This window comes from Bernardetia sp. ABR2-2B (assembly GCF_037126435.1).
GTDB lineage: Bacteria > Bacteroidota > Bacteroidia > Cytophagales > Bernardetiaceae > Bernardetia.
Window position 1 is genome coordinate 2,010,543 of the sequence record NZ_CP147020.1, and the last position, 24,538, is coordinate 2,035,080.

The following is a 24,538-nucleotide window of genomic DNA, read 5'->3' on the forward strand; positions in this document are numbered from 1 at the left end:
ATAAAGCTGCGTAGCTGCGTAATATTGAAACTTAACACATTTTGAACAAAAACAGCCATATTACGCAGCTAAAATACAATTTATTCTTATGCGTTTTTAAAAAAAATTGAACGAAGGAATTTCAAAATTCTAAACACCTTACCTTTAGGGTTTAATACAAAAATTTTAATTACGAAACAGTATAAAAAACCTGTTTCTGATTACTCAATTAGAAAAATCATGATAAGGTCTATTTTCAAAATAGTTTATTTACTTAGCTTTCTCTTCTCAACTTTATCTTGTACAACCAAAAAATCAGACAAACCAGTACAATCTCTGAAAGAAAATCTAGTTCAGAAGCAGAAACAAACTCAAGAAAATAACATCATAAACGAAGGAGATATTATTTTTCAAACTTCTATCTCTTCACAAAGCAAGGCTATTCAACTCGCCACACATTCAAAATATAGCCATGTCGGTATTATTTTCAAATCAGAGAAAGATTCTACTAATTTTCTTGTCTTAGAAGCTGTTCAGCCAGTGAAATTTACACCTTTGAAAGAATGGATAAAAAGAGGGCAAGATGCTCATTTTGTAATTAAACGTCTGAAAAATGCTGACAAAATACTAACTTTTGAGGCTTTGCATAAAATGAAAAATCTAGGAAAAACTTTTTTAGGAAAAAACTATGACCTCTATTTTGAATGGTCTGATGAAAGAATATATTGTTCCGAGCTTGTTTGGAAAATCTATAAGGAAGGCATAGATATAGAAATTGGGGAATTAGAAAAACTGTCTAGTTTTGACTTAGAAAGTAAAGCTGTCAGAGAAAAAATGAAAGAGCGATATAAAAATCAAATTCCTTATGATGAAAATGTAATCTCCCCTGCTGCTATTTTTCAGTCTGATAAACTAATTTCTGTTCCTAACCCTACCAATTTTTAAAATTCGTAGGGTTTTCTTTTATAAAAATCCACATTAAACCTTTGCTTTCTATTTGTATCTAACCCTACGAAAAGCAGAAAGACTTTTATCTGGGCTACTAAAATATTTTTTCTAAAAAATATATTTCAAATTAAACCTTCGCTTTTCACTTGTATCTAACCTTACGAATACCAACAAGAATTGAAGTGTATTCAAAACTATTCACTAAAACATATTTCATTCAACAATTAATTTATATCAATTATGAAAATCATTCAAAAAATCGCAATTTTATCTTTAGCCTTATTCTTTACTTTTTCATTTACTACATTTGCACAGCACGACGGAGAAGGCAGACATGGAAGACACCACAGCCACAAAGAACGCATAGAAAAAATGAAACAAGAACTTGGCCTTTCAGATGCACAAGTAGAACAAATAAAAGCTTTGCACGAAAAGAAAAGAGAAGAAAGAAAAGCTGATGCAAAAGCAAACAGAGCCGAGTTTAAGGCAGAGATGGACAAAATTTTGACACCAGAACAACGCAAAAAAGCCGAAGCTCTAAGAGCAGAACACAAAGACCCAAACAAGAGAGCTGAAAAGCGTATTGAAAAATGGAAAACAGAACTTTCTTTGACAGATGCACAAGCAACAAAAGTAAAAGCTGCTTTAGTTACTAGAATGACCAAAATGCAATCTCTGAAAGAAGCTGCAGGAGATGAAAAAGTAGATAAAGAAGAGCGTAAAGCCATTAAAAATGCTTTTGAAACTGGATTGAAGTCTATTCTTTCTAGCGACCAGTTTACTAAATATGAGCAAATAAAAGCTGATAAAAAAGACAAACATGGTAAAGGAAGAAAGCATGGTAGAGACGATAAATAATAGCCTACTAAAAAATCCTTCCGAATAATTACACAAGCTAAAAGCCTTCATTTTGATAAAAATGAAGGCTTTTTCTATGACTACTCTTCTTCATCTTCTTGCGTTCCGTCAGGCATATAAATCAGACGATGTAAATTCTCTTCTCTGAAAATCTCTTGTGCAATCTCTTGCAAGTCTAAGACTGTAAGCGCATCTATTTGGTCAAAAAACTCTTGTAGAGAAACCATTCTTCCAAAATCCAAAAATGATTTTCCCATTCCTATCATCAAACCCGAATTACTCTCACTAGACATTGCTAACTGCCCTTTAAACTGCTGTTTGGCCGTATGAAAAAGTCCACTTCCTAATGTTTTTTCTTTGAGAAGATTGAGCTGTTTCAGAACCAAATTCAAACTTTTATTCAAACTCTTTTTTTCTGTGGCAAACGAAATAGCAAACATTCCAGAATCGCTATATGCCGAAAAACCCGAATCAACAGAATAAACCAAACCATATTTTTCTCTAAGGGAAAGATTTAGACGAGAGTTGAGCGCAGGTCCTCCTAGGTAATTGTTCAAGAGTGCAAAAGGAATGCGTTTTTTATCATGTAAATTATAAGCTGCACCACCAATCATACAGTGTGCCTGTGAAATAGATTTTGGTTTTATAATATGTTGTGCTTTTATGAAAGGTGCAGGATTTCGATATAAAGTAGAAGAATATACAGGAATATCAGCAATATATTTTTCTACCATTTTTTTTACTTTTTCAAACGGTAGGCGACTAACAGAAGAAAAAATAAGGCGACTTGTATCTAAATTTTGCCCTACAAACTCTTCAAAATCAGTCTTTTTGAATCGCCTCACACTTTCAGTTGTTCCCAAGATTTGTTTTCCTAAGGCGTGATTTCCAAAAACTACTTCATCAAACTCATCATCCAATAAATCAACAGGATTATCTTTATACATTGCCATTTCTTCCAAAATAACACCTCTTTCTTTCTCAATTTCTTTATCTGGAAAAATAGAACGAAAAGCAATATCTGATAAAATATCAATTGCTTTTTCAGAATGCTCATCTAAAACAGAAGCATAAAAAACAATCTTTTCTTTTGTCGTAAAGGCATTGAGTTCGCCCCCAACAGCATCCAAACGATTAATAATATGAAAGGCTTTTCTTTTTTGAGTTCCTTTGAAAGCCATGTGTTCCCAAAAGTGAGCGATTCCTTCTTGATGCTCTTTTTCGTCTCTGCTTCCTACTTCTAAGCTAAAACCACAATGCGCTATTTTGGTATGATTTACTCTACAATGAACCAAACGAATGCCATTTGGAAATGTATGGATTTGGTAATTATCTGAATTAGTTGAATTTTCTGAACTCATATTTATTTTAAAATCGTCGTTTTTTACTTTAGCTTTACAAAGTAACGAATAAGTATTGATTTTGTCTAACTGAAAGTTTTAACTTTACTTTATGAATACATCTGAAACCATAATTTATCTATTTTCTGGACTTGGTGCAGATAAGTCAGTATTTGATAACCTTTCGTTTCTCAAAGAAAAAAAACATAGATTTATAGAATGGGAAAAACCAAAAACTGATAATTTGGAAGAGTATGCTCTACAACTTTCTTCACAAATAAATACAACAAAAAAAGTAGTTCTGATAGGCGTTTCTTTTGGTGGAATGTTGGTCTCAGAGCTTTCAAAACATATCAAGACAGAAAAAAATATTTTAATTTCAAGTGCCTCAAATCCGAATGAAATTCCATTTTTATACAAACTCTTTGGGAAACTAAAACTGTATTATTTTATTCCTACTTTTCTACTCAACAAGCCTAATAAACTTCTTAGTTTTGCTTTTGGAGTAACTAGCAAAAAATATAGAAAAGAAGAAAAACAGCTTTATCAAATCATAAGAAACTCAAATCCAACGTTTGCTAAGTCATTTATAAAGATGATTTTAAATTGGGAAAATAACGACAAAAAGATTATTTCAGATGTGATATTTAAAATTCACGGCACAAATGATTTAGTAATTCCTTTTTCTACAAAAAAATTAAACGCAACTCATTTTATGATTGAGGATGGGGGACATTTTATGATTCTTACACATTCAGACGAAGTAAATAATCATATAAAGTTTATTTTATCACAAGGCAACTAAATTATGGCTAATCATTTGAATAGAGTAATTATAAAAACTATCCTAAGTCAATTGACTAAATGACGCTTTAACATGAAAAAATATAATTTTGATAAAAAAATACTGGTGGGTATTTTATTTCTACTTTTCACTTCTCTTTCTAGTAATTTGTTTTCTCAAAATCTACTTTTAGAAGAATATCGAAAAATTTATCCTAAAGAAAAAGCTGTTTTTGTTTTCAGAAAAAAAGAAATAAATATTGATTTTGATACAAAAAAAGATAGTTTCAAAATTATTTCACAAATAGAATCACGCATGTTGCATCTGCGTTTGCACTCACAAGCCTACGCACAAGAAGCAATTTCTTATTCAGATTATACAAAAATATCAGATATTGATGCCTATTCTTTGGTTCAGACGGCAGATGGAATAAGAAAAAAACAAGTAAATAATTTTCAAACTCGTGATGCTGTTTCAGACGATGTCTTTTATAATGATGTTAAAGAAAAAGTTTTTTTATTTTCTAATATCACAGCAGGAACACAGACACACCTTGCTTACAAAGAAGAACTTTTAGAACCTCGTTTTTTAGGTAGTTTTTTCTTCACTTCTTATATTCCTTCTCAAAAAACAGAAATTAGAGTTTCAGTAGCTGCTAATATAGAAATTGGTTTTGAGCTTTTTGGAGTGGACACAAGTAGAATTGAGTTTACAGAAAAAACACAAGAGAATAGAAAAATTTATACGTGGTCTTTAGAAAATGTTTCTAAATATATAGATGAAAAATCGTCGCCAAACCTTCGTTATTATGAACCTCATATAGTTTTATTTATTAAAAACAGAGAGCTAGGAAATAACAAAAAAGTACCTTTATCTTCTTCTATTAAAGATTTGTATGATTGGTATTATCCTTTCGTAAAAGAAATTGATACAATGAAAGGCTTTCCAGAATTGGAATATTTTGTAGATGAACTAACAGCAAATGATACTACACAACTAGCCAAAGCAAAAACTATTTTTGATTGGGTTGCGACACAAGTACAGTATATTGCCTTTGAAGATGGAGAACGTGGATTCAGACCAGCACAGCCTCAAAAAGTCTGTAAACGAAAATATGGAGATTGTAAGGATATGGCAAGTGCGCTTTTAGCAATGCTTAGAGTTGAGGGAATTGAAGCGCATTTTGCGTGGTTAGGCTCAAGAGATTTGCCCTATACTTATTCTCAAACGCCAGTTCCTTTAGTAGATAATCATATGATTGTAGTTGCTAAAATAAATGATAAAAATTACTTTTTAGATGCAACAGGAAACCAAGAAACATTTGGAACTCCTTCTTATTTTATACAAGCTAAAGAAGCTTTGGTAGCCATTGATTCTGAAAACTTTGAGATACTAAATGTTGATTCTGCTCCCTATTCACAAAATAGCATTTATGATAGCGCAAAAGTAAAGATTGATGGAGCAAAAATAATTGCAACAGGAAACATGACTTTAAAGGGTTTTCCCAAAACTACAATTCTTCCTTATCTACAATTTCAAGACAAAGAGAAGGAAACAGGAGCCTTCAAACGCCTTCTCAACCCTCATGAACTTACTCTTCAACTAAAAAAAACAGAGGTTTTACCAACAACAAGAGAAAACCCTTTACAGATAAGCTATGAATATGAAATTCCAAATCATACGCAGTCTTTGTATAGCGAGTTTTATATTAACCTTCATCTAAACCCTATTTGGAGAAATACAGAAATTGATAGTTTGAGAAAAACTCCTGTAAGTGCAAATTACAAATTTGAAAAAACACAGGTCTATGTATTAGAATTACCAAGAGGAGCAAGTATTAAATATCTACCTCAAAATCAAAAATATGATTCAGAGTATTTTGGCTTTTTAGTAGAATATACACGAACCTCTGAACAAATTATTTTGAAACATTCTGTATATAGTAATTATCTGATTCTGCCTGTTTCAGAGTATGAGAAATGGAATGAAATGATAAAACAATTACACCAAGCTTACAGACAGAATATTGTCTTGCAGCGTTAAATCAAAAAAAACTACTCTAATTATTTTCCAATAACTAAAATAGTTTTCTTATTTATAAGTAATCTTTAAGCTTTGCTTAGTCCATATTTTCTTTTTTACCTTCCAATACTTCACGCACTGTATAGGTAGCAATCATAAATTCTTCTCCTTTATGCTGCCTTATTTTTCCTATAATCTGTTCTTGTAAAGAGGCATTATTTTTTAGCTCATCATAGAGTTTGTCTTCATTAGAAATAAGTGAGCCTGAAAGAGCAATTTTCACTTCTGGATGTATGGCTTCACATATATAATGAAAACTACTATAACCAGACTTGTAATTTACATCACAAGGTTTCATTGGTTTTCTTGTAATTGGACAGATATTTCCTCTAAGAAATTCGTCTAGTCTTTCTGCAAATAATTTTGAGTTGTAATATCCCATAGCTTTAGTGGCTGTTTTTGACAATTTTATTTTTTTAGTGTTTTACTTCATAAAGGCACTTCTAAAAAAAGATTCTATGAAATTATTTTGAATTAATAGAAATCCCTCAAACAGACACTAAGGACAAACTGTAAAAAGAATTTTAATTGTTTTTTCTGATTATTTTACTTAATAAAGATACTATTTTTATATCAAAAAAACAAACCCTAACTTAACAAAAATCACTTCTTGTAAAACAAATTATTATATTTGTGTATAAAAAAATAAATAAAGCTAAACAAAAAATATATTTGTATAGCTTTACTAGCTAAAAGAAAATATTCTAACTTTATAGAGTAGCTTTACTATTACTTTTTATTATCCTCTAAATAAGTGTTAAAAAAAGACTGTTTTAATTATAAATTGAATAGATACTGCAACCTTTCAGAAAAAATATTGTCTCTAAAATAAAAGTAGTACCCTAAATTATTATATTCAATGAAATCACTTCTCACTCCTGTTGTATTTTTTTTACTCTTCACATTTCCTCTCTTGACTTTTGCACAAGACACTGAAAATAAAGAAGATAAATCAGAAAAAGAACATTACCGTATAGACGCAAACACGCATACTAAAACCAATCGAAAACGAGTAATTATCATCGAACAAGACGATATAGATGAATTAAGACAAGAACTCAAAATAAATTTAAAAGGATTAAAAGTTGAACTCAAAAATGCTTTCAAAGAACTTGAAGAAGTTGATTGGGAAGAGGTAAACGAAGAAATTGAAATCGCTATGGAAGAAGCAAGACAAGGATTAGAAGAAGCAAACGAAGAATTAGCTCAAATTCGAATCGAAATTGATGAAGATTTTGAAGAGGATTTACATGAAGGTTTGGAAGAACTTGAAGAAGAATTACACGAAATGCACATCAATAATGGCTCTCCTCGTATTCGCATTCTTACACAAAATAGCCGTCCTTATAAAGAAAGAAGGAATATAGAGCGTAATTTCTCTGAGCTTAATGTAGAAAAAAATCCAATTCTTTCGGAGAAAATGAAGAAAGAAACAACTACTTTATTTGATGAAACTGTTCAAAGCTCTGTCAAAATCACTCCACAAGAAAAAGAAGGAACATTTACTCTAAATTTCTCATTATCAAATAATAAGGCTGATAAGAAAACAACTTATATCGAAGTTTATGATTCTGAAGGAAATGCAATTTACTTTGAATCTTTAGTTGATTTTTCTGGAAATTATGAAGGAAAAGTTGATTTGGCTGTCAATGGAACAGATACTTATACGCTTGTTGTTCGTCAAGGAAAAAACTATTTGAGTAGAAAAATTGAATTGAAATAAAAATAATCTTTAGGTGGTTTTATACTCTTAAAGACTAGAAAAAGCATTTGATTCATTAAAATCAAATGCTTTTTTGTTTATTTGAATTGTTCTACAACTAAAAAGTCTTTTCTAAAAATTTTACATTAAAAAATTCAATCATTAGTTTCCCTAAAGTTTTTATAAATTTGTATTCTTTTTTCTAGTTTGGACAAAGTTATTTTAGAAAATTTATGGATTCAGTTACACAAATCGTATTAGGAGCAGCTGTTGGCGAACTTATCGCAGGGCGAAAAATAGGAAATCAAGCTATGCTTTGGGGAGCAGTTGCAGGAACAATTCCAGATTTAGATGTTTTGGCAAATCCATTTTTGGATATTGTACAAGAACTGCGTTGGCATCGTAGTTTGATGCACTCTGTGTTGTTTGCAGTTTTGATAGCTCCTCTTTTGGGCTGGCTTTTTAATTTTTTGGGAACGAAATATAAGCTCAAATTTCTATCAGAGATGAGCTTTTGGAGATGGACACATTTGTTTTTTTGGGGAATGATTACACACTCTTGGTTAGATATTTTTACTACTTGGGGAACAAAAATTTTCTATCCTTTTTCAGATTATGGTTACGCTACAAAGACTGTTTTTGTAGTTGATTTTTTCTATACTATTCCTTTTCTTATTTTACTTCTTTGGGCTAGGTTTCTTCCTGTTTTTAAAGAAAATTCATACAATGAAAAACGTGCTTTTTTGGTTTGGTTTGGCGTGGGAATGTCTTCTTTTTATTTGTTGATGGGAGTGATTAATCAGCAGCGAGTAAATTCTGTTTTTGAAGAAAACTTAAAAGCACAAAATATTGATTACCTACGTTACGATACCAAGACAACACCTTTGAATATTCTACTTTGGAATAATATTGTCGAAACAGAAAACGGTTATTATAGTGGATATTATTCTGTTTTGGATAAAAATACGGAAATAAAATATTATTCCTTTGATAAAAACTGGCAGCTTTTAGACCCAATAAAAGATAATGAAAAAGTCAAACAACTCTTAGAAGTTCCACAAGGATATTATACTGTAGAAACAAGAACAGAAAATGGAAAAAAAATCTATCAAATCAATGACCTTCGTTTTGGGCAATTAGATGGTTGGCAAAATGGAAATGGAGATTTTGTTTTTACTTATTTGATTACAGAAAACAAAGACGGAAGTTTATCTTTCGAACAAAAGAAAAACAACTTTAAGGAAGGATTCGCACTCCTACTCCAACTTTTTGAAAGAGCTTTAGGAAAGTAATTATAATTCATAAAAAATGCTTACAAAATCAATTTGATTCTGTAAGCATTTTTGGTAGAACAATCTAACTTTTTTTTATTTAGCTGGAAGAACTTTTCCACTTACTTCGCCAAAACCAATTCTTACAGAATCATTCTGACAAAAACCACGCATTACAATCGTATCATTATCTTGAATAAATTTGCGTTCTCCTCCATCTTTCAAGTTGATTGTATTTTTTCCTGCCCAAGAAAGTTCCAACATTGAGCCATACGCTGTTTCATCTTTTCCACTAATTGTACCTGAAGCACACATATCGCCAACATTAATATTACAACCATTTACAGTATGATGGGTAAGTTGTTGCGCCATATTCCAATACATATATTTGAAATTAGACTTTGAAATTGTAGTTGCTTCTCCACCTTCTGGCATCAAATCTACTTCTAAATTAATATCAAAATTATGTTTTTCTTCGTATTTTAGATAATCCAAAACTTCTGGGTCTTGCTCTGGACTGGCTACTCTAAATGGCTCTAAAGCATCAAGAGTAACTATCCAAGGAGAAATAGAAGAGGCAAAGCTTTTTCCTAAAAAGGGACCCAATGGCACATATTCCCACTTTTGAATATCTCTAGCCGACCAATCATTAAAGACAACCATTCCAAAAATATGATTTTCGGCTTCGCTGATAGAAACAGAATTTCCTAAAGCAGTAGATTTTCCAACAATGAACGCCATCTCTAATTCAAAATCTAGCAAACGACAAGGCGAAAAAATAGGCTCTGTGGCATCTTTTGGAAGAATTTGTCCTTTAGGTCTATGAATATCTGTACCCGAAATCACAATTGAAGAAGCACGACCGTGATAACCAACAGGAATATGTCGCCAATTTGGAAGGAGTGCATCGCCATTTGGACGGAACATTTTGCCTACATTGGTAGCATGTTCGATACTAGAATAAAAATCTGTATAATCACCTACTTTTACAGGCATGTGCATCGTTACCTGTTCAATCGAAAAAAGAACTTTGTCTTTATGTCGTTCTAAATCAGAACCTGCTTGTAATAATTCTGAAATTTTTTCTCGTGTTGCTCTCCAATTTTGTTGCCCTAATTCTATAAAAGGATTGAGAACATTTTCATAAAAAACGCTGTGGTCAAAATCCAAATTGTCAAAAAGATTGAGTTCTGAAAGCTCTGCCAAATCCAATACAAAATCTCCAATACGCACACCTACACGAGCATCTTGTGCATTATCAGTAGAAAAAATACCGAATGGCAAATTTTGAATTGGAAAATCAGAATCTTTCGAAACTTCTACAAAAGATTTTAAGGCTGGATTATTAGCTTTGAATGTGTGTGCTGACATGAAATATGTGTCGTTTTATGGTAAGAATATTAGTTTTCAAGATTGCTATACTGCAAATATACATAATCATATAGAACCTTTTTTGTTACGGAAAAATGATAATGAAAATAAATTAGCTCCTATAAATAAACCAAAAGCCCAAAACTAAATTTTAATTTTGGGCTTTTTTAATTTTATGAAAATGAATTTACCTTTTAAGATAACAACAGCTTTTTACCATATTTTTTATCTAGTTCTGTGAAAGCAATTTGTCTTTTTGATGAAGTTTTTGAGACTCTTACCTTATCAGCCATTTTTTCATATTCTTTTATCAGAGTACGCTCTTCTTGTGGCTCAAAGAAATAAATATATCCTGCTGACATTCCTTTGAGAGTGTCTTCATCATCATTCAAATCAATAAAATCTCCCAAAAAAGGAATAAAACGAAAGAACATCAAAAAATTCATATTGATAGGGTTTTTGTCAATAGACTGTGTAAGTGTCTTGTCTATAATTGCTATTTCCTGTCCTTCATTTACCCCCAAAACATCATCAAAATAAATAATTCCTTCTTCTACATCTATATCCACAATTCTGAAAAGTGAAGTATAAGATTTATCAAAAGAAGGCACAAACTTATTTATCAAAGCAGCTTCTTTTTCTTCTGCTTGTTCTTTTAAGTAAATTTCATATGCCTTGTATTTCTGTACTCGCTGCTCTAAAAGCACATAATCTGTAAAACAATTGCGATGAGCATTGGTAGCAAAATTGATTTTGGTAGCATCTCCTTGATTATTTATACTTCCAAATGCAGGAATTGCTTCTTGCACAAAATATCCATTATAAGCATCAAAAACAGCTTGGAGACTTTTTTTCATGTCATCAGCAAAAGTCTTATAATAATTGAGCGTGTAGTTTTCCATATTATTTCTATAAAATTGATATAGTTTCTGATTAAAATTCTTTAAATTAAAATATCTTTGAAATTACAAAAGTACGAAAAAACTATGGCTTAAAATCTTCATCAATAAATAAGAAAAAAACCAACTACTATTTGAAGTAATTGGTTTTACTATATTTTGTCAGTTCACTTGTGATTTTCTCTTTCTAAAAGTGAAAACCAACTGTTGCAACTACATTAGTTGTCGTATTTCTTATATCAATAGTAGGATTTGAATTATCAGATAAGCTATAAGGTGTATAAGCAGTATTAGTAGCCTGTTGAACAACTGCCAAATCTACATAAAATGCCTTTTTATGAATGCCCAAACCACCCGAAATACGAGTTTGAAAAGCATCTTCATCTTCTCTACGGAAATCTTCTTTCATTGTGTTTCCATACAGACCGATTCCACCACGCAAGTAAAATGTATTCAGACGAAGTTCTGCTCCTAAACGATAGTTCATAGTAGAAGCATATAGATTTTTGATAGTTTGATTATCTGCCGTAAAGCTAAATTCAGCAGGTGGACTAAGTAATTTTGAAGATTCATAATTAATAAAATCAACGTCAGCACTAATAAAACCAAACTTTCCTACAAAAAATGCAGCTCCTAAAGAGGCACGTAAAGGTGTAGTCATATTATATGTACTTTCTATATCAACTGTACTTTCACCTACATCATTTAAAAAAAGTGGATTTTCATCTGTTCCATAATTATAATTATTATAAAAAGCATCTATACTTGCATTATACGTATCATTGATAGAAAAATAAGTAGGTGTAGTAATACTTGCGCCCAAACGAACAGCATAGATAGGACGATAAATCACACCTGCTGTAAGATTTATGCCTGTTCCAGAAATAGATAAGTTTTCACCAATAATCACATTGTTCAAAACAGGAACTATCGTTTGGTCTGTTACAATTTCTTCGTATTGTTTTACCTCATCATAATTAAATGATTGGATTCCTAAACCTACGCCAAAGAATAATTTATCATCATAATTTCCACCATATGAAAAATTCCATTGACTTTGCGCTCCAGAATACTCTATTGTTTCACGTTGTAGAGTTGTCGCATAAGGTACAGGAGAATCATAGGTGTTCATTCCTCCATTATCATCATTACTTTCTTCAGTCAAGTAAGTATTATAAGCAAGTGCCAATAAATCAGTTGCTCCACCTGATGCTGGATAAATTTGACTCCAAGGAATTCCATTAGATTGATCTATAAAATAATCTATAATAGAGTTTTGAGAATTTGTTCCTTCATAACTAGTACGTCTGTGAAAGCTATTTAATCGACTATATGAAATAGAAAATGCTCCTCCCTTGTAGCCTGATGAATTATTGGAAGGCAAAACAAATGCTCCTCCAAGTTGGGCAAAGTTAAAATTGAGTTTTGCATCTTCTGTTGGTGTATTTTGAGAACCCAAATTATAAGTAGCATCAGAACCTAAGAAAGAAAGTGAGGGCGAAAATGTAATTTCTGAACGCTGCAAATATCCAAGACCAGCAGGATTAACAGAAGCCGAGCTAATATCTCCACCAATAGCTGTTGCTGCACCACCAATGCCTTGAATACGAGCATTTGCCCCCATGGTAGGAATAGTTTGGGCAAAACGATTAGCATCGATATAATATCCAAAAGCACCTTGTGCTACTGGATTAGTTTGAGCAGAAGCAAAGTCGGAATAAAAAAAAGTAGTTGCTAAAGTAACTATTCCTATAATTTTTCTTATTGAAAATTCATTTAATTGTATGAGTTTTATAGTTTTCATTATATAAGTTAGTTTTTAGTAAAAATCAAGAGTTAAAAAATGTCTAGAAAATGATTAGAATAAAAATCATTTGTCTAAGTAGTTTAAAAAGTAGATGCAAAAAACACTCAAAAGGTCGCATCTGTTTCTCATAAATAACTAACTGATAGAGTTAAAAATAGTTAAGTATGATTTTTGATTTAACAACTAGGCATAAAAAAACCACTAGAAAAATTAATTCTTAGTGGTTTTTTGATTTATTAAATTCTAATATGATAGAATAAAACGTAAGTTACTTATTATTAATAACCAGGGTTTTGTTCTAAGACACCTGGGTTTGCATCTCTTTCACGTTCAGGAATAGGTAGAATGATTTTAGGATCATTAAAATCGATTACACTTGGTGCACCACCTAAGTTTGTATTCTCAATTCTAGTTACTCCTAATCCATTACGTGTAAGGTCAAACAAACGATGTCCTTCAAATGCAAGTTCTCTTCTTCTTTCTTCAAGAACTTCATCTACTGTAATAGATCCTAAAGCATCTGCTCCTCTAGCTGAACGAATTGAATTTACATCTGCCAATGCTGCACTAAGATTTCCTAGTTTAGCCTGTGCTTCTGCTCTATTCAATAATACTTCGGCATAGCGAATGACTCGTGGACTAGATAGACCAGATATTGCATTTTCACCACCAAACTTAAAATTATAGTCATCTCCATCATCAGGTCTGATAAAACCCAAACGGACATCACCTGCTGAATAAACATCAATTAAGTCATTTGTAGGGCGGATATCGCCATAACCACTAGGAATGAAAATATCACCTAAGTTGTCAGCTCCTCTGTTCTCATCAGCAGCAAATCTTAAAGTAAAGATTTCTTCAGAAGAACCAGAAGCAGCCCATGAATCTACGTAAGCTTGTCCTTGAAGCAGATCAAATCCATCTACTTGGTTAGCAGCATCAATTGCTTGTTGGTTATCTCCTTTGTAAAGATATACTCTTGATAAAAGTGCATAAGCAGCTTGGTCAGAGATACGGAAAGGAGTAGAGTATGACATCAATGGAGCAGCTTCTTCCAAGTCTGCAATGACTTGTGCATAAACTTCTGCTACAGTAGCACGTCCGTTAAATTCATCCTCAGCCCCTAAGACTACAGGTACTCCTAAGTTAGCGCCATTGCCGTCCGTATAAGGACGACCAATGAGACGTACCAAGTTAAAATGAGATAGTGCACGACCAAATAAAGCTTCTCCTTTAATAGAGTTACGTAATGCTTCATTTTCTGCTCCACTTGCCTCCAAATTATCTATGTTGGCTAAGATATTATTAGCAGCTTTGATAGTCTGATAAGCTCTAGTGTATAGATCACGAATAGTACCTGTTTGGGCTACTACATTATAAGAGTAATAATCTACGTAACGTCCAGAGTTTGCGCTAGTAATAAGTGTATTATCAGCCATTAAATCTGGAATTACTATAATATCACGTCCATAGTAATTTAGTGTCTGCATACGATCATACATACCTAGGATTGCAGCATTTGCTGCATCTAAAGAACTAAATACTTGATCATCATTTAGCGACTGTTCTGGCTCTACATTCAGAAAGTCATCGCAGCTAGTTGTAGCAAGAAGTGTTGCTGCTAATGCGGCCGCTGTTATATATTTTCTTATAGTCATTTTTTATTAAATTTTATTTGTTTTTAGACAAATTTTTATAATAGATATATCTATAAGATATATCTATTATAAAATATTTTGAAGTAATTACAGAGTGATATCCAGTCCAAATGTAAGTGCTTTTCCATTTGGATAACGGAAGAACTCTGTTCCAACTTCACTTGCTTCAGGATCAAATCCTGTATAATTAGTAGCAGTCCAAAGGTTAGTACCTTGTACATATACTCTTACTCCAGCTAATTTAGCCTTAGAAAGCACACTTGTAGGAAGTGTATATCCTAAAGTAACATTTCTCAAACGAACATAAGATGCGTCTTCTAAGTAACGAGTAGAAGCTTGATTTGCATTTAAGTTACCACCTATTAATGCTTGTGGACGACTTGCAATATCTCCTGGTTGTCTCCAACGATCTTCAATAGTAGCTGCACTTTGATTCAAGGCGTAGAATGCACCATCAGAATCTGTGATACGACGAGTATCATTATATAGACTATTTCCTTGTACTACATAAAGTAATGCTGAGAAATCAATACCTTTATAAGATACTGAATTGATGAAACTACCATACCATTTAGGCTGTGCATTTCCAACAATTCTACGATTTGCGTCACCATAACTAGAAGTAAGTGTACCTTCTTCAGTAAGCCAAGTAGGAGCTCCTGTTTCAGGGTCTGCACCTTGATAATCTCTTAAATAGAATGAACGAACTGGCTCTCCTTCTCTAAGTACTTGTGTACCTTGAACGATATCAACTCCACCTGGAAGTTCAACTACTTCATTTTTGTTTGAAGTAAATAAGAAAGTGCTTGTCCAAGAAAATCCATCTCTACCACCTACGATATTACGAGTAACAACCTGTACTTCTACACCTGTATTACGGATTTTACCGATATTATCATTACGAGTAGTAAAACCTGTTGTAGAAGGAACTGGAACTTCAAATAATAAATCTACTGATTCACGACTATAATAATCAATTGAACCGTTGATTCTCTCCTTTAAGATTCCAAAGTCTAATCCAACATCAAACTGAGAAGTTCTTTCCCATTTCAAGTTAGGATTAGCAATTTGTGAAGGAACCGCAGCTGGTTGTCCATTGTATGCAGCTGAAAAGCTGTATAAACCTAAACTAGGAAAGTTATTGTTTGGAGAATCTTGCGTAGAGAAGTTTGCATTACCAGAAATACCATAACCTGCACGAAGCTTAAGAAGATTGATAATTTCTACATCTTGTAAGAAAGATTCATCTTTCACACTCCATGATCCACCAACAGCCCAAAAAGTAGCAGATTGATTATTTGCACCAAATCTTGAAGAACCATCTCTACGAACACTTGCAGTAAGACGGTATTTACCCATATAAGAGTAATTCGCATTAGCAAAAACAGAAGCAAAGTTATTATCACTACTTGCTCCAAAAGTAGATTCAGGAACAGCTGCAGAGTTAAGTGTCAATAACAGTCCATTTGCAAAGCCAGTACCTCCAGTACCAAAAGAATTATTTTTGTTAGATTGTGTTTCACCACCTACCAAAACATCAAATGTGTGTACTTCATTGAAAGTACGGTTGTATCTCAAAACAGCTTGACTTGTAAGTGTAAAGTTCTCTGTTATACCTTGTGTAATACGTCCTCTAACACCACCGTCAGGGTCTCTAAGACCACCATCACTAGTAGTAAGGTCAGTAATAGATTTCTCAGAAAGATTAATCCAGTCTATACCTACTTTAGCATCTAAAGAAAGACCTTTAATGATTTTATAACTTGCATTTAAATTACCAAGAGTACGGAATGTTCCACTATTTCTTTTATTTAAAGCCGTAGTACGAACAAAATTATCTTGAATAAAAGTGGCATAACCAACTCCATTGACAAGCTCTCCAGTAACAGGGTCACGAGGCGAATCATAAGGAGCATTTAAATAAGCACCTAATAATGGACTATTGAATTGATTACCTGGCGAAGCACTTCTTCTATCAGTATAAGAAACATTCAATTGAGTACCAAAAGAAAACTTGTCATTCGCTTTATGATTGATATTAACACGACCAGAATAACGGTCAAAATCACTTCCTATCAAAATACCTTGCTGTTCAAAGTAAGAACCTGAAACAAAAAATGTAGTTTTTTCATTTCCACCAGAAGCAGATAAGTCATGGCTCTGAGTAATACCTGTTCGGAATGCCTCATCTACCCAATTTGTATTTGTATTTCTAGCATCATTAGGAAACTGTGCATCTATTACGCTTTGAGGAAAGCCTGAGTTTTCAAGTGCTTCAGTATAATAATCCAAATACTGGTCTGTTGAAAGGTTTTCATAACCATTGAAGTTTGGAGTAGTAGTTCCATACTGAGAACTTAACTTAAATTTTGTTTTTCCACCTTTACCTGCTTTAGTAGTAACTAAGATTACACCGTTTGCACCACGAGAACCATAAAGAGCAACTGCAACAGCATCTTTTAATACTGTAATATTCTCTATATCATTAGGATTGATATTGGATAATGGATCTTGAATCAGAGATGTCTCTGTACCACCGTCATTTGTATAAATAGCAGAAAGGTCTGGAGAATCCTGAACAATCACACCATCAATTACGTAAAGTGGACTACGGTTTGCACCAACAGACCCTGTACCACGCACTCTAATTTGAGCAACAGCACCAGGTTGTCCTACACTACTTGTAGTTTGAGCACCCGCTACACGACCTTGAATAAGCTGATTTACATCAGTCAAGGGTACTTGAGCAATCTCTTCACCCTCTACTACAGATATAGCAGAAACAAGTTCTTCACGAGTTTTGTTTCCTGTATATCCAGTAACAAAGACAGTCTCTAAGGCTCCATCAGCCATAGTTACATCTATAACTGTACGGTTTCCAATAGTCTCTTCTACCACTTTGTAACCTACAAAACGATAAACAAGGGTTTCTGTACCTTCAGGAACAGAGATAGAGTATCTTCCTTCCATGTCAGTTTGTGTACCTTGTGTTGTTCCTTTTATTTGAACGGTAGCACCAGGTAAAGCTCCGTCTGCAGAAGTTACAGTACCTGTTATTGTTCGTTGTGCCCATGCTGAACTAACAAGCAAGAACATCAACATCATACTAAGTAATAATTTTCTCTTCATGAGTAAATTGATTAATTTGATAATGAAAAATTTAAAAAAAATAGTTTTCGGAGGGTATATTTATTTTGATAGTTATATAATAACTCATTTAGCTTTTCTGTTCAGAAAAATTATGAATTATAATGACTAATTATCATAAATTATATTAAGTCATAAAAATTGACTTTTGTTAGTATAGAACTTGAAGGGGTCATTAAGTTAAGTCTTTTTTAACAGAAAACCTATTAAATACCATAAAAAGAATAAATTAATTTGATAATTATCAATTTCTAGTATCAATAGCACATCATTGTTCTTAACAAAAGGTAATTTTTATGAATGCAATTAAGTCAAAATTTATATTAAGACAAAATGATTTTTACAAAATTTTATATAAAAGGGTGTTAAATAATGGCTTTTATCTACTAAACTACTCTATTTCAAGTTGTTAAACAGTAGCCTGTGCAATGTAAACAATAGTATTTTTTTTAATACAAAGTGTTCTTAATTTAAGATTACTGATTTTACATCCGTATTCCCACTACAAGCATGTCATCAATTTGGCGTTGTAATCCTTGCCAATGTGTAAAGCTACCTTGTAGTTTCTTTTCTTGCTCTGCTAGAGGAAGATGTTGTATTTTACTTAATAATTCTATAAATCGTTTCTTAGAAAATTTTTTGTTCTCCCCACCACCAAACTGGTCTAAAAATCCATCTGTTGTTAAATAAATCATATCATTTTTTTGAAGGCTAATATGTTTATCAGTAAATGCCTTTTGTTTGTTTTTTAACGTACCTCCAATAGAAAACCTATCTCCTTTTATTTCCTCAATTTTTCCATCTTTGGTATAAAACAATGAATTTTTTGCTCCAGAGAATGTTACTTTGTAGTTTTCTTTATCTAAGGAAATCATAGACATATCCATTCCATCACGACTTTTCCACATTTTACCTGTCTCGTGGAGTACGTTTCCTTCGTTTTGTTTGAGCCAATCTACAATTCCCTCATTCATTTCAGTAAGAATTTTAGAGGGTTCATCTATTCGCTTTACTTTAGTCGTCTGCTCAAGCATAGCAAAACCCACTACGGACATAATTGCCCCAGGAACACCGTGTCCAGTACAATCTACTACTGCAAACTGACTTATTCCATTTTTTTTCCATCCCCAATAAAAATCTCCACTTACAATATCACGAGGCTGAAACAATACAAAATGCTCCGTAAATGCTTCTACCATTTCTTCCTCTGAGGGGATAATGGCATCTTGAATACGCTGTGCATAACGAATAGAGTCTGTAATTTTCTTATTTGTAGATTCTATAATTGTGTTCTGTTCCTCTACTTTTTCTTTTTCTTTAATAAGTTCTGTTGTACGCAATACTATTTTATCTTCTAATTGCTTTTTCTTCTGCTCTACTCGCCATATTCTCCATCTATAAATAAGAAAAAGAATTAATAAAGCTATGAGAGCAAATCCTATTTTTGCTTCAAGTGTATTGTACCAAGCTGCTGTAATACTAATTTCGACTGAAATAGGATCTTCATTCCACACACCATCCGAATTAGAACCTTTAACTAAAAAAGTATATTCTCCTGCATCTAAGTTAGTGTATTGAGCTTCTCCTCTGTCAGACTCTATCCAGTCTGAATCAAATCCCTCTAATTTATATTGATACTTATTTCGCTCTGGAAGTGAATAATGTAGTGAAGCAAAAGAAAAGGAAAATGAACTTTGCTTATAAGTAAGTTGTATTTTATCAACAAGGGAAATATGATTCTGAATAAGACTACTATCTCCTATTTCTACCTCTTTATTATTGACTTGAAAATTGGTAAATAAAACAGGAGCAATATAGCTATTACCTTTTATACTATCAGGATGAAAATAATTAAGACCATTTATTCCTCCAAAATACATCATTCCACCTCTTCCTTTTGCATAAGCACCCGAATTGAATTCATTGGCTTGTAAACCATCTTCTACACCAAAATTGGTAAAAGTTGTATCTTGAGGATTAAATTTACTAATCCCTCTATTGGTGCTAAACCACAAATTCTTTTTAGAATCTTCTAACACTCCATATAACACATTATTAGGAAGTCCATCTTCTTCGGTAAAGTGGGTAAATTTACTGCTTTTTCTATCTAATGTGTTTAAACCTCCACCGTACGTCAAGACCCAAAAGTTATTCTCATCATCTTCATAAACAGGATATACTCGGTTTGTACTAATACTGTATTTATCGTTTACATTGCTTTTATAAGCAGAAAAAACTTCATTTTTTGCATCAAACTTATTAAGTCCTCCACCATATGTACTTATCCATAGTGTTCCTTCAGAGTCTTCATAAATACCTCTTACTCTATCGTTTGATAAAGAACTAGGAACATTAGGGTCATGTGCAAAAGACTTAAAAGAATTTGTTTTTTCATCATACCTTGACAAACCTCCTTTATCTGTGCCTACCCATATTGTACCTGCTTCATCTTGATAAATTACACGTATAGAATTACTCAAAAGTCCTTTTGAAGTTCTTGTTGTAAAACGCTTTTTCAGAACTGCACCGAGAGAAGGGTTTCTATTATCAAAGACATAAATTCCATCCTCTATTGTACCTACCCAAACTTGACTTTGATTGTCTTCATATAAAGCATAAATTCCTTTTCCTGCCACTGTTCCGACAGTAGAAGCATTTTCTAGATCTTCTCTATATTTATTCAGTCCCTGTACTGTTCCTATCCAAAGTATTCCGTGTTGGTCTTCCAAAACACTACGTACAGTATTATCACTCAAACCTGTACGAGAAGCTGTATAGGTGTCAAATTTTATTCTATTTCTATCAAATTTATTGATACCATAGCCATTTGTACCAATCCAAATAATACCAGCTTGGTCTTCAAACATCGTCAGAATATCATTCGAAGAAAGGCTAGATGGATCTGTATTACGAGAACGAATAACACGTAAACGAGGCGACTTCCACCATGGTCTCAAATACTGCAAACCATCGTCTGTCATGAGCCAAAGAATCCCTTTGTCATCAAGAAAAACACTATTTATATTCAAATACCTATTCTGGACAACATCTATATGATTCGATGTTAAAAAAGTTCTTTTGAAAAGCCCACCTGCTCCACCTGCCCAAATATTGCCCTCATTATCCATAGTTATACAATTGATAGCATCACGCTTAAAGCCTCTCTCTTCAAACTGCTTTGTTTTTCTATCAAAAAGAGCCAATCCTGCATTTGTGCCTATCCATAAGTTTCCTTCTTTGTCTTCAAAGAAACAGCGAACAATACACTCATCAATATCTTTTGTTCTGAATGTCTCAAATGTATTGGCATCTTTGATAAAATGAACTAAACCTTCGTCTGTTCCTGCCCAAATCTCACCATTTTTATCACAGATAATAGAACGAACTGTATTGCTGATAATACTTGTTTCGTCAATAGGATTGTTTCTGTATCTGATAAAATGTTGCTTTGCAAAGTCAAAAACATTCAACCCTCCCTCTGTTCCTATCCACATATTTCCTTCTCTATCTTCTGTAATACACAGAATAAGATTATCTGAAATAGAATTTATATTATCAACAGCACGTTTGTAATGATGAAACTTGATTCCATCATACATATTTAGTCCATCTTGTGTACCTATCCAAAGTAAGCCACGAGAATCTTGAAAGAAAACATTAGGAGTATTTTGAGAAAGTCCTTCATCGATAGTAATATGTTCGAAAGACATGTTTCCTTGTGCATAAGAAACAGAAAATATACTCTGCCCAACCAAACAGCTTATAATTAAAGCTAGTGCATAAAAAGACATAGAAAAAAGTTTTGCAAACTGATACGGCAAAATATCTTTTTGATAGTTTTTGGTTATGATTATATTTTCTTTATTAGAGTTCAAAAATAGGGGAACAGAAAAATGAATAAAAATTAAAAGGAAATATTTCTTGGGTTGATAGAACTTCCAACAAACAAAGTTGCTTAAAATTATGATAAAAATCCACTACTATTTTATATTTTTTCTACTTTCTGTGTAATTTTTACTCTAAAAATCAATAAAAGCAGCTAAGTAATCGTTTTTCTAGTTTTGAGTTTGAAAAAGGGTTTTCTAATTTTGCATATTCATTTATAAAAATAATCAAAACTAACTTTGAAACAGAAATTAGTACGCTCTCTAAAAGCTTTTATCAATAAATTGGGCTACCACATAGATAAAATAGACCGAAACTCCCTTACAATGGCTGGTGGGTTAGAACGCAGTGCAAAACATACTTCCCCAAAAAGCTTTATCGATGTAGGAGCTTCGGATGGAAGATGGACAGAACTAGCGATGCAATTCTTTCCAAAATCACATTATCTGCTAGTTGAGGCACAAGAAGGACACCGTAAGGATTTAGAGTATTTTCAATCAAAAAAGCAAAATATTTCGATTTGTATGGCTGCTGCTGGAGATGCCGAAGGAGAAATTTATTTTGATGCTTCCGACCTTCACGCAGGATTGGCTTCTAAAGAAAAACTAGATGATTGTATTACTGTTCCTGTTACAACGATAGATTTGCAGGTAGAAAAAAATAAATTACAACCTCCTTTTTGTGTAAAATTAGATACACACGGTTTTGAGATTCCAATTTTGGAAGGAGCAACCAAGACATTAGAACAAGCTGATTTATTAATAATAGAAGTATATAATTTTCAGATTGTACAAAACGATGAAGATGCTTCACAAAATAGCCTTCGTTTTTATGAATTATGCCAATATTTAGATAAAAAAGGCTTTTACTGTGCTGATTTGGTAGATATAATGAGAAGAAAAAAAGATGATATGCTTTGGCAAATGGATATGTTTTTTTATAGAAAAGAGAATAAGGTTTTTGAGAGTAATTCGTATGATTAAAATGACAAATGAAGAGAAAAATGAATAGTAACTAATCGACGGCTAGATTTTTTTTTACAAAAATGGAACACTAATAAGGACACAACATGAAAATACAAAAATTGACTTATTTATCGTTAAAAACCATACTTATTTTATTTTTTTTATCAAAAAGTTTTAATTGTGTAGCACAATACAATATTGATACTCTAAAAATTAGTGGTGTAGATTATACTGACTCTGTTCTTTATGAAATGAAAAATAATAAGATAAATGCAGTTATAGAATCTATAGATAGAAGGCTATATTTTAATTTGAGAAACTCTAAAACACACTTTACAAATATTCATTTTTTTAAAAATATAAGTGGTTGTCTTGCTGTAGTATCTGATAAAAACTATATGAAACCTAAGAATGAGATTGAAATATATTCATTAAAAGGAGATAGCACCATTCGCACATCTAATATAGATTCTATAACTAATGTCATAGAAATAAGCAATAAAAACTATCATCTTCTTTTCATAGAAGCTTATGCTACAGAAGTTGGCGAACAGATTTTTTATTATGATGTCATAACCGTAAACAAAGAAACATGTACAATACAGTATAACGGCTTTAGTAAATTCTTTTCAGTTCCTAAAAATGATGATATGGAAATAGTAAGAAATTGCTCTATAGATATCTATATAAAAGATGAAAAATTATATCTTGATTATAATTGTTTAAAACATGAGGTGCTAAATAAACATAAGAAGACTTTTATTTTTTCAGAAAAGAAGGGTAAATTTATTTTAAATAACTGATCCTTTGTTGTTGCTGTTATTAGTCTTTAATTTCAGTTTTCCGTTACGATGACAAATAAATTCAATCAAACTTTCTTATCTTTATCACTTCAAAAAACAAAATTCAATTTATAAGCAAACAGAAGAATATGCTAAAATCAATGACAGGTTATGGAAGTAGCAACCTAGAAAACGAAGAATATACCATCAATACAGAAATAAAAACAGTCAATTCGAAATACTTAGATTGTAGTCTTCGCCTTCCAAAACTGTTTGCAGATAAAGAAATTGAAGTCAAAAATCTAGCTCAAAAAATACTAGAAAGAGGAAAGGTTTATATTAATCTCAATTACGTTTCGAAGGGAGAGAGTATTTCTGAGTTGGTTGTCAATCAGCAGCTTGTAAGTAGTTATTATGAAGCTATGATGAGTTCGGCTAGAGAATTAAATGCGCCGACCAATGATATTTTCAGAATTGCGATGATGCAAGACAATGTTTTTATAGAAAAAGCAAATGAAGAAGCCATCGAATCGCATTGGAAAGCCATTTATCAAACTATTGAAAAGGCTCTTTTGGATTGCAATGAGTTTAGAAAAGACGAAGGAAAATCTTTGCAAAATCATATTGAAGGCTGTTTGAAATCTATTCAACATTCACTTACAGAAATCAATAAAATAGAACCTCGTAGAGTAGAAAAAATCCGTCAAAAATTAGAGAAAAATATTGAAAGCGTAGTCAGTTCAGAACACTTTGATAAAAATCGCTTTGAGCAAGAAGTTATTTATTATGCCGAAAAGTTAGATATTGCCGAAGAACAAGTGCGCTTAAAAACGCATATTGACTACTTTTTGAAAGAATTAGCAAAGGAAAACACTAGTGGTAAGAAGCTAAATTTTATTACGCAAGAAATGGGAAGAGAAATAAATACCATAGGCTCAAAGGCAAACGACGCAGATATGCAACATTTTGTAGTAGAAATGAAGGAAGAGCTAGAGAAAATAAAGGAACAGACTTTGAATGTACTTTAATTTAGTGATAAGTTATTAATTATTAGTGATGA

Annotated in this window: 17 protein-coding genes; 9 read left to right on the forward strand and 8 right to left on the reverse strand. The window is 32.2% G+C overall.

All coding sequences use genetic code 11. From position 1 onward, the window contains the following. Positions 1 to 219 precede the first annotated feature (219 nt). Positions 220 to 924, forward strand: coding sequence for a YiiX family permuted papain-like enzyme (locus WAF17_RS08425; RefSeq protein ID WP_338768741.1), 705 nt, complete (start codon positions 220 to 222; stop codon positions 922 to 924). Positions 925 to 1,167: 243 nt separating this feature from the next. Beyond that, positions 1,168 to 1,785 (forward strand): hypothetical protein, encoded by a 618-nt coding sequence (locus tag WAF17_RS08430; protein WP_338768743.1) that lies wholly within the window; start codon positions 1,168 to 1,170, stop codon positions 1,783 to 1,785. A gap of 80 nt (positions 1,786 to 1,865) precedes the next feature. Here the strand turns inward: WAF17_RS08430 and WAF17_RS08435 are convergent, their stop codons facing one another. Continuing rightward, positions 1,866 to 3,146 (reverse strand): pitrilysin family protein, encoded by a 1,281-nt coding sequence (locus tag WAF17_RS08435; RefSeq protein ID WP_338768746.1) that lies wholly within the window; start codon positions 3,144 to 3,146, stop codon positions 1,866 to 1,868. A 91-nt stretch (positions 3,147 to 3,237) separates the two neighbouring features. Here WAF17_RS08435 and WAF17_RS08440 point away from each other — a divergent pair, with 91 nt between their 5' ends. After that, on the forward strand, positions 3,238 to 3,930 hold the full coding sequence (locus tag WAF17_RS08440; RefSeq protein WP_338768749.1) for a hypothetical protein: 693 nt from the start codon (positions 3,238 to 3,240) through the stop codon (positions 3,928 to 3,930). Positions 3,931 to 4,002: 72 nt separating this feature from the next. Further along, positions 4,003 to 5,952 (forward strand): DUF3857 domain-containing protein, encoded by a 1,950-nt coding sequence (locus WAF17_RS08445; protein WP_338768752.1) that lies wholly within the window; start codon positions 4,003 to 4,005, stop codon positions 5,950 to 5,952. 76 nt (positions 5,953 to 6,028) lie between these two features. On the opposite strand, the gene WAF17_RS08450 is transcribed toward WAF17_RS08445, so the two are convergent. Further along, positions 6,029 to 6,373 (reverse strand): hypothetical protein, encoded by a 345-nt coding sequence (locus WAF17_RS08450; RefSeq protein ID WP_338768755.1) that lies wholly within the window; start codon positions 6,371 to 6,373, stop codon positions 6,029 to 6,031. A 477-nt stretch (positions 6,374 to 6,850) separates the two neighbouring features. On the opposite strand from WAF17_RS08450, the gene WAF17_RS08455 reads away from it, so the two are divergent. Further along, positions 6,851 to 7,714 (forward strand): hypothetical protein, encoded by an 864-nt coding sequence (locus WAF17_RS08455; protein ID WP_338768758.1) that lies wholly within the window; start codon positions 6,851 to 6,853, stop codon positions 7,712 to 7,714. Positions 7,715 to 7,926: 212 nt separating this feature from the next. Then, positions 7,927 to 8,985, forward strand: coding sequence for a metal-dependent hydrolase (locus tag WAF17_RS08460; RefSeq protein WP_338768760.1), 1,059 nt, complete (start codon positions 7,927 to 7,929; stop codon positions 8,983 to 8,985). A 75-nt stretch (positions 8,986 to 9,060) separates the two neighbouring features. Here WAF17_RS08460 and fahA read toward each other — a convergent pair whose 3' ends face one another. The 6 genes from fahA to WAF17_RS08490 form a co-directional block, all read right to left on the reverse strand. After that, positions 9,061 to 10,335 (reverse strand): fumarylacetoacetase, encoded by a 1,275-nt coding sequence (gene fahA, locus WAF17_RS08465; protein ID WP_338768762.1) that lies wholly within the window; start codon positions 10,333 to 10,335, stop codon positions 9,061 to 9,063. 194 nt (positions 10,336 to 10,529) lie between these two features. Beyond that, entirely contained in the window at positions 10,530 to 11,237 is a 708-nt protein-coding gene (locus tag WAF17_RS08470; protein WP_338768764.1) for a hypothetical protein, read from the reverse strand. 184 nt (positions 11,238 to 11,421) lie between these two features. Further along, the gene (locus WAF17_RS08475) at positions 11,422 to 13,038 is read right to left on the reverse strand and encodes a hypothetical protein (RefSeq protein WP_338768767.1); all 1,617 of its coding nucleotides are present in this window, start codon (positions 13,036 to 13,038) and stop codon (positions 11,422 to 11,424) included. Positions 13,039 to 13,319: 281 nt separating this feature from the next. Then, complete coding sequence (locus WAF17_RS08480; RefSeq protein ID WP_338768770.1) at positions 13,320 to 14,699, reverse strand: RagB/SusD family nutrient uptake outer membrane protein; 1,380 nt, start codon at positions 14,697 to 14,699, stop codon at positions 13,320 to 13,322. Positions 14,700 to 14,786: 87 nt separating this feature from the next. Then, entirely contained in the window at positions 14,787 to 17,828 is a 3,042-nt protein-coding gene (locus WAF17_RS08485; RefSeq protein ID WP_338768773.1) for a TonB-dependent receptor, read from the reverse strand. A 503-nt stretch (positions 17,829 to 18,331) separates the two neighbouring features. Then, positions 18,332 to 21,721, reverse strand: coding sequence for a two-component regulator propeller domain-containing protein (locus WAF17_RS08490; RefSeq protein WP_338768776.1), 3,390 nt, complete (start codon positions 21,719 to 21,721; stop codon positions 18,332 to 18,334). Positions 21,722 to 21,970: 249 nt separating this feature from the next. On the opposite strand from WAF17_RS08490, the gene WAF17_RS08495 reads away from it, so the two are divergent. From WAF17_RS08495 to WAF17_RS08505, 3 genes are all read left to right on the forward strand, one after another. Further along, positions 21,971 to 22,714, forward strand: a complete 744-nt coding sequence (locus WAF17_RS08495) for an FkbM family methyltransferase (RefSeq protein WP_338768779.1) — start codon at positions 21,971 to 21,973, stop codon at positions 22,712 to 22,714. Between the two features lie 86 nt (positions 22,715 to 22,800). Beyond that, a complete protein-coding gene (locus tag WAF17_RS08500) occupies positions 22,801 to 23,499 on the forward strand; it encodes a hypothetical protein (protein WP_338768782.1) in 699 nt (232 codons plus the stop codon). A gap of 128 nt (positions 23,500 to 23,627) precedes the next feature. Beyond that, the gene (locus tag WAF17_RS08505) at positions 23,628 to 24,506 is read left to right on the forward strand and encodes a YicC/YloC family endoribonuclease (RefSeq protein WP_338768785.1); all 879 of its coding nucleotides are present in this window, start codon (positions 23,628 to 23,630) and stop codon (positions 24,504 to 24,506) included. The last annotated feature ends 32 nt before the right edge of the window (positions 24,507 to 24,538 follow it).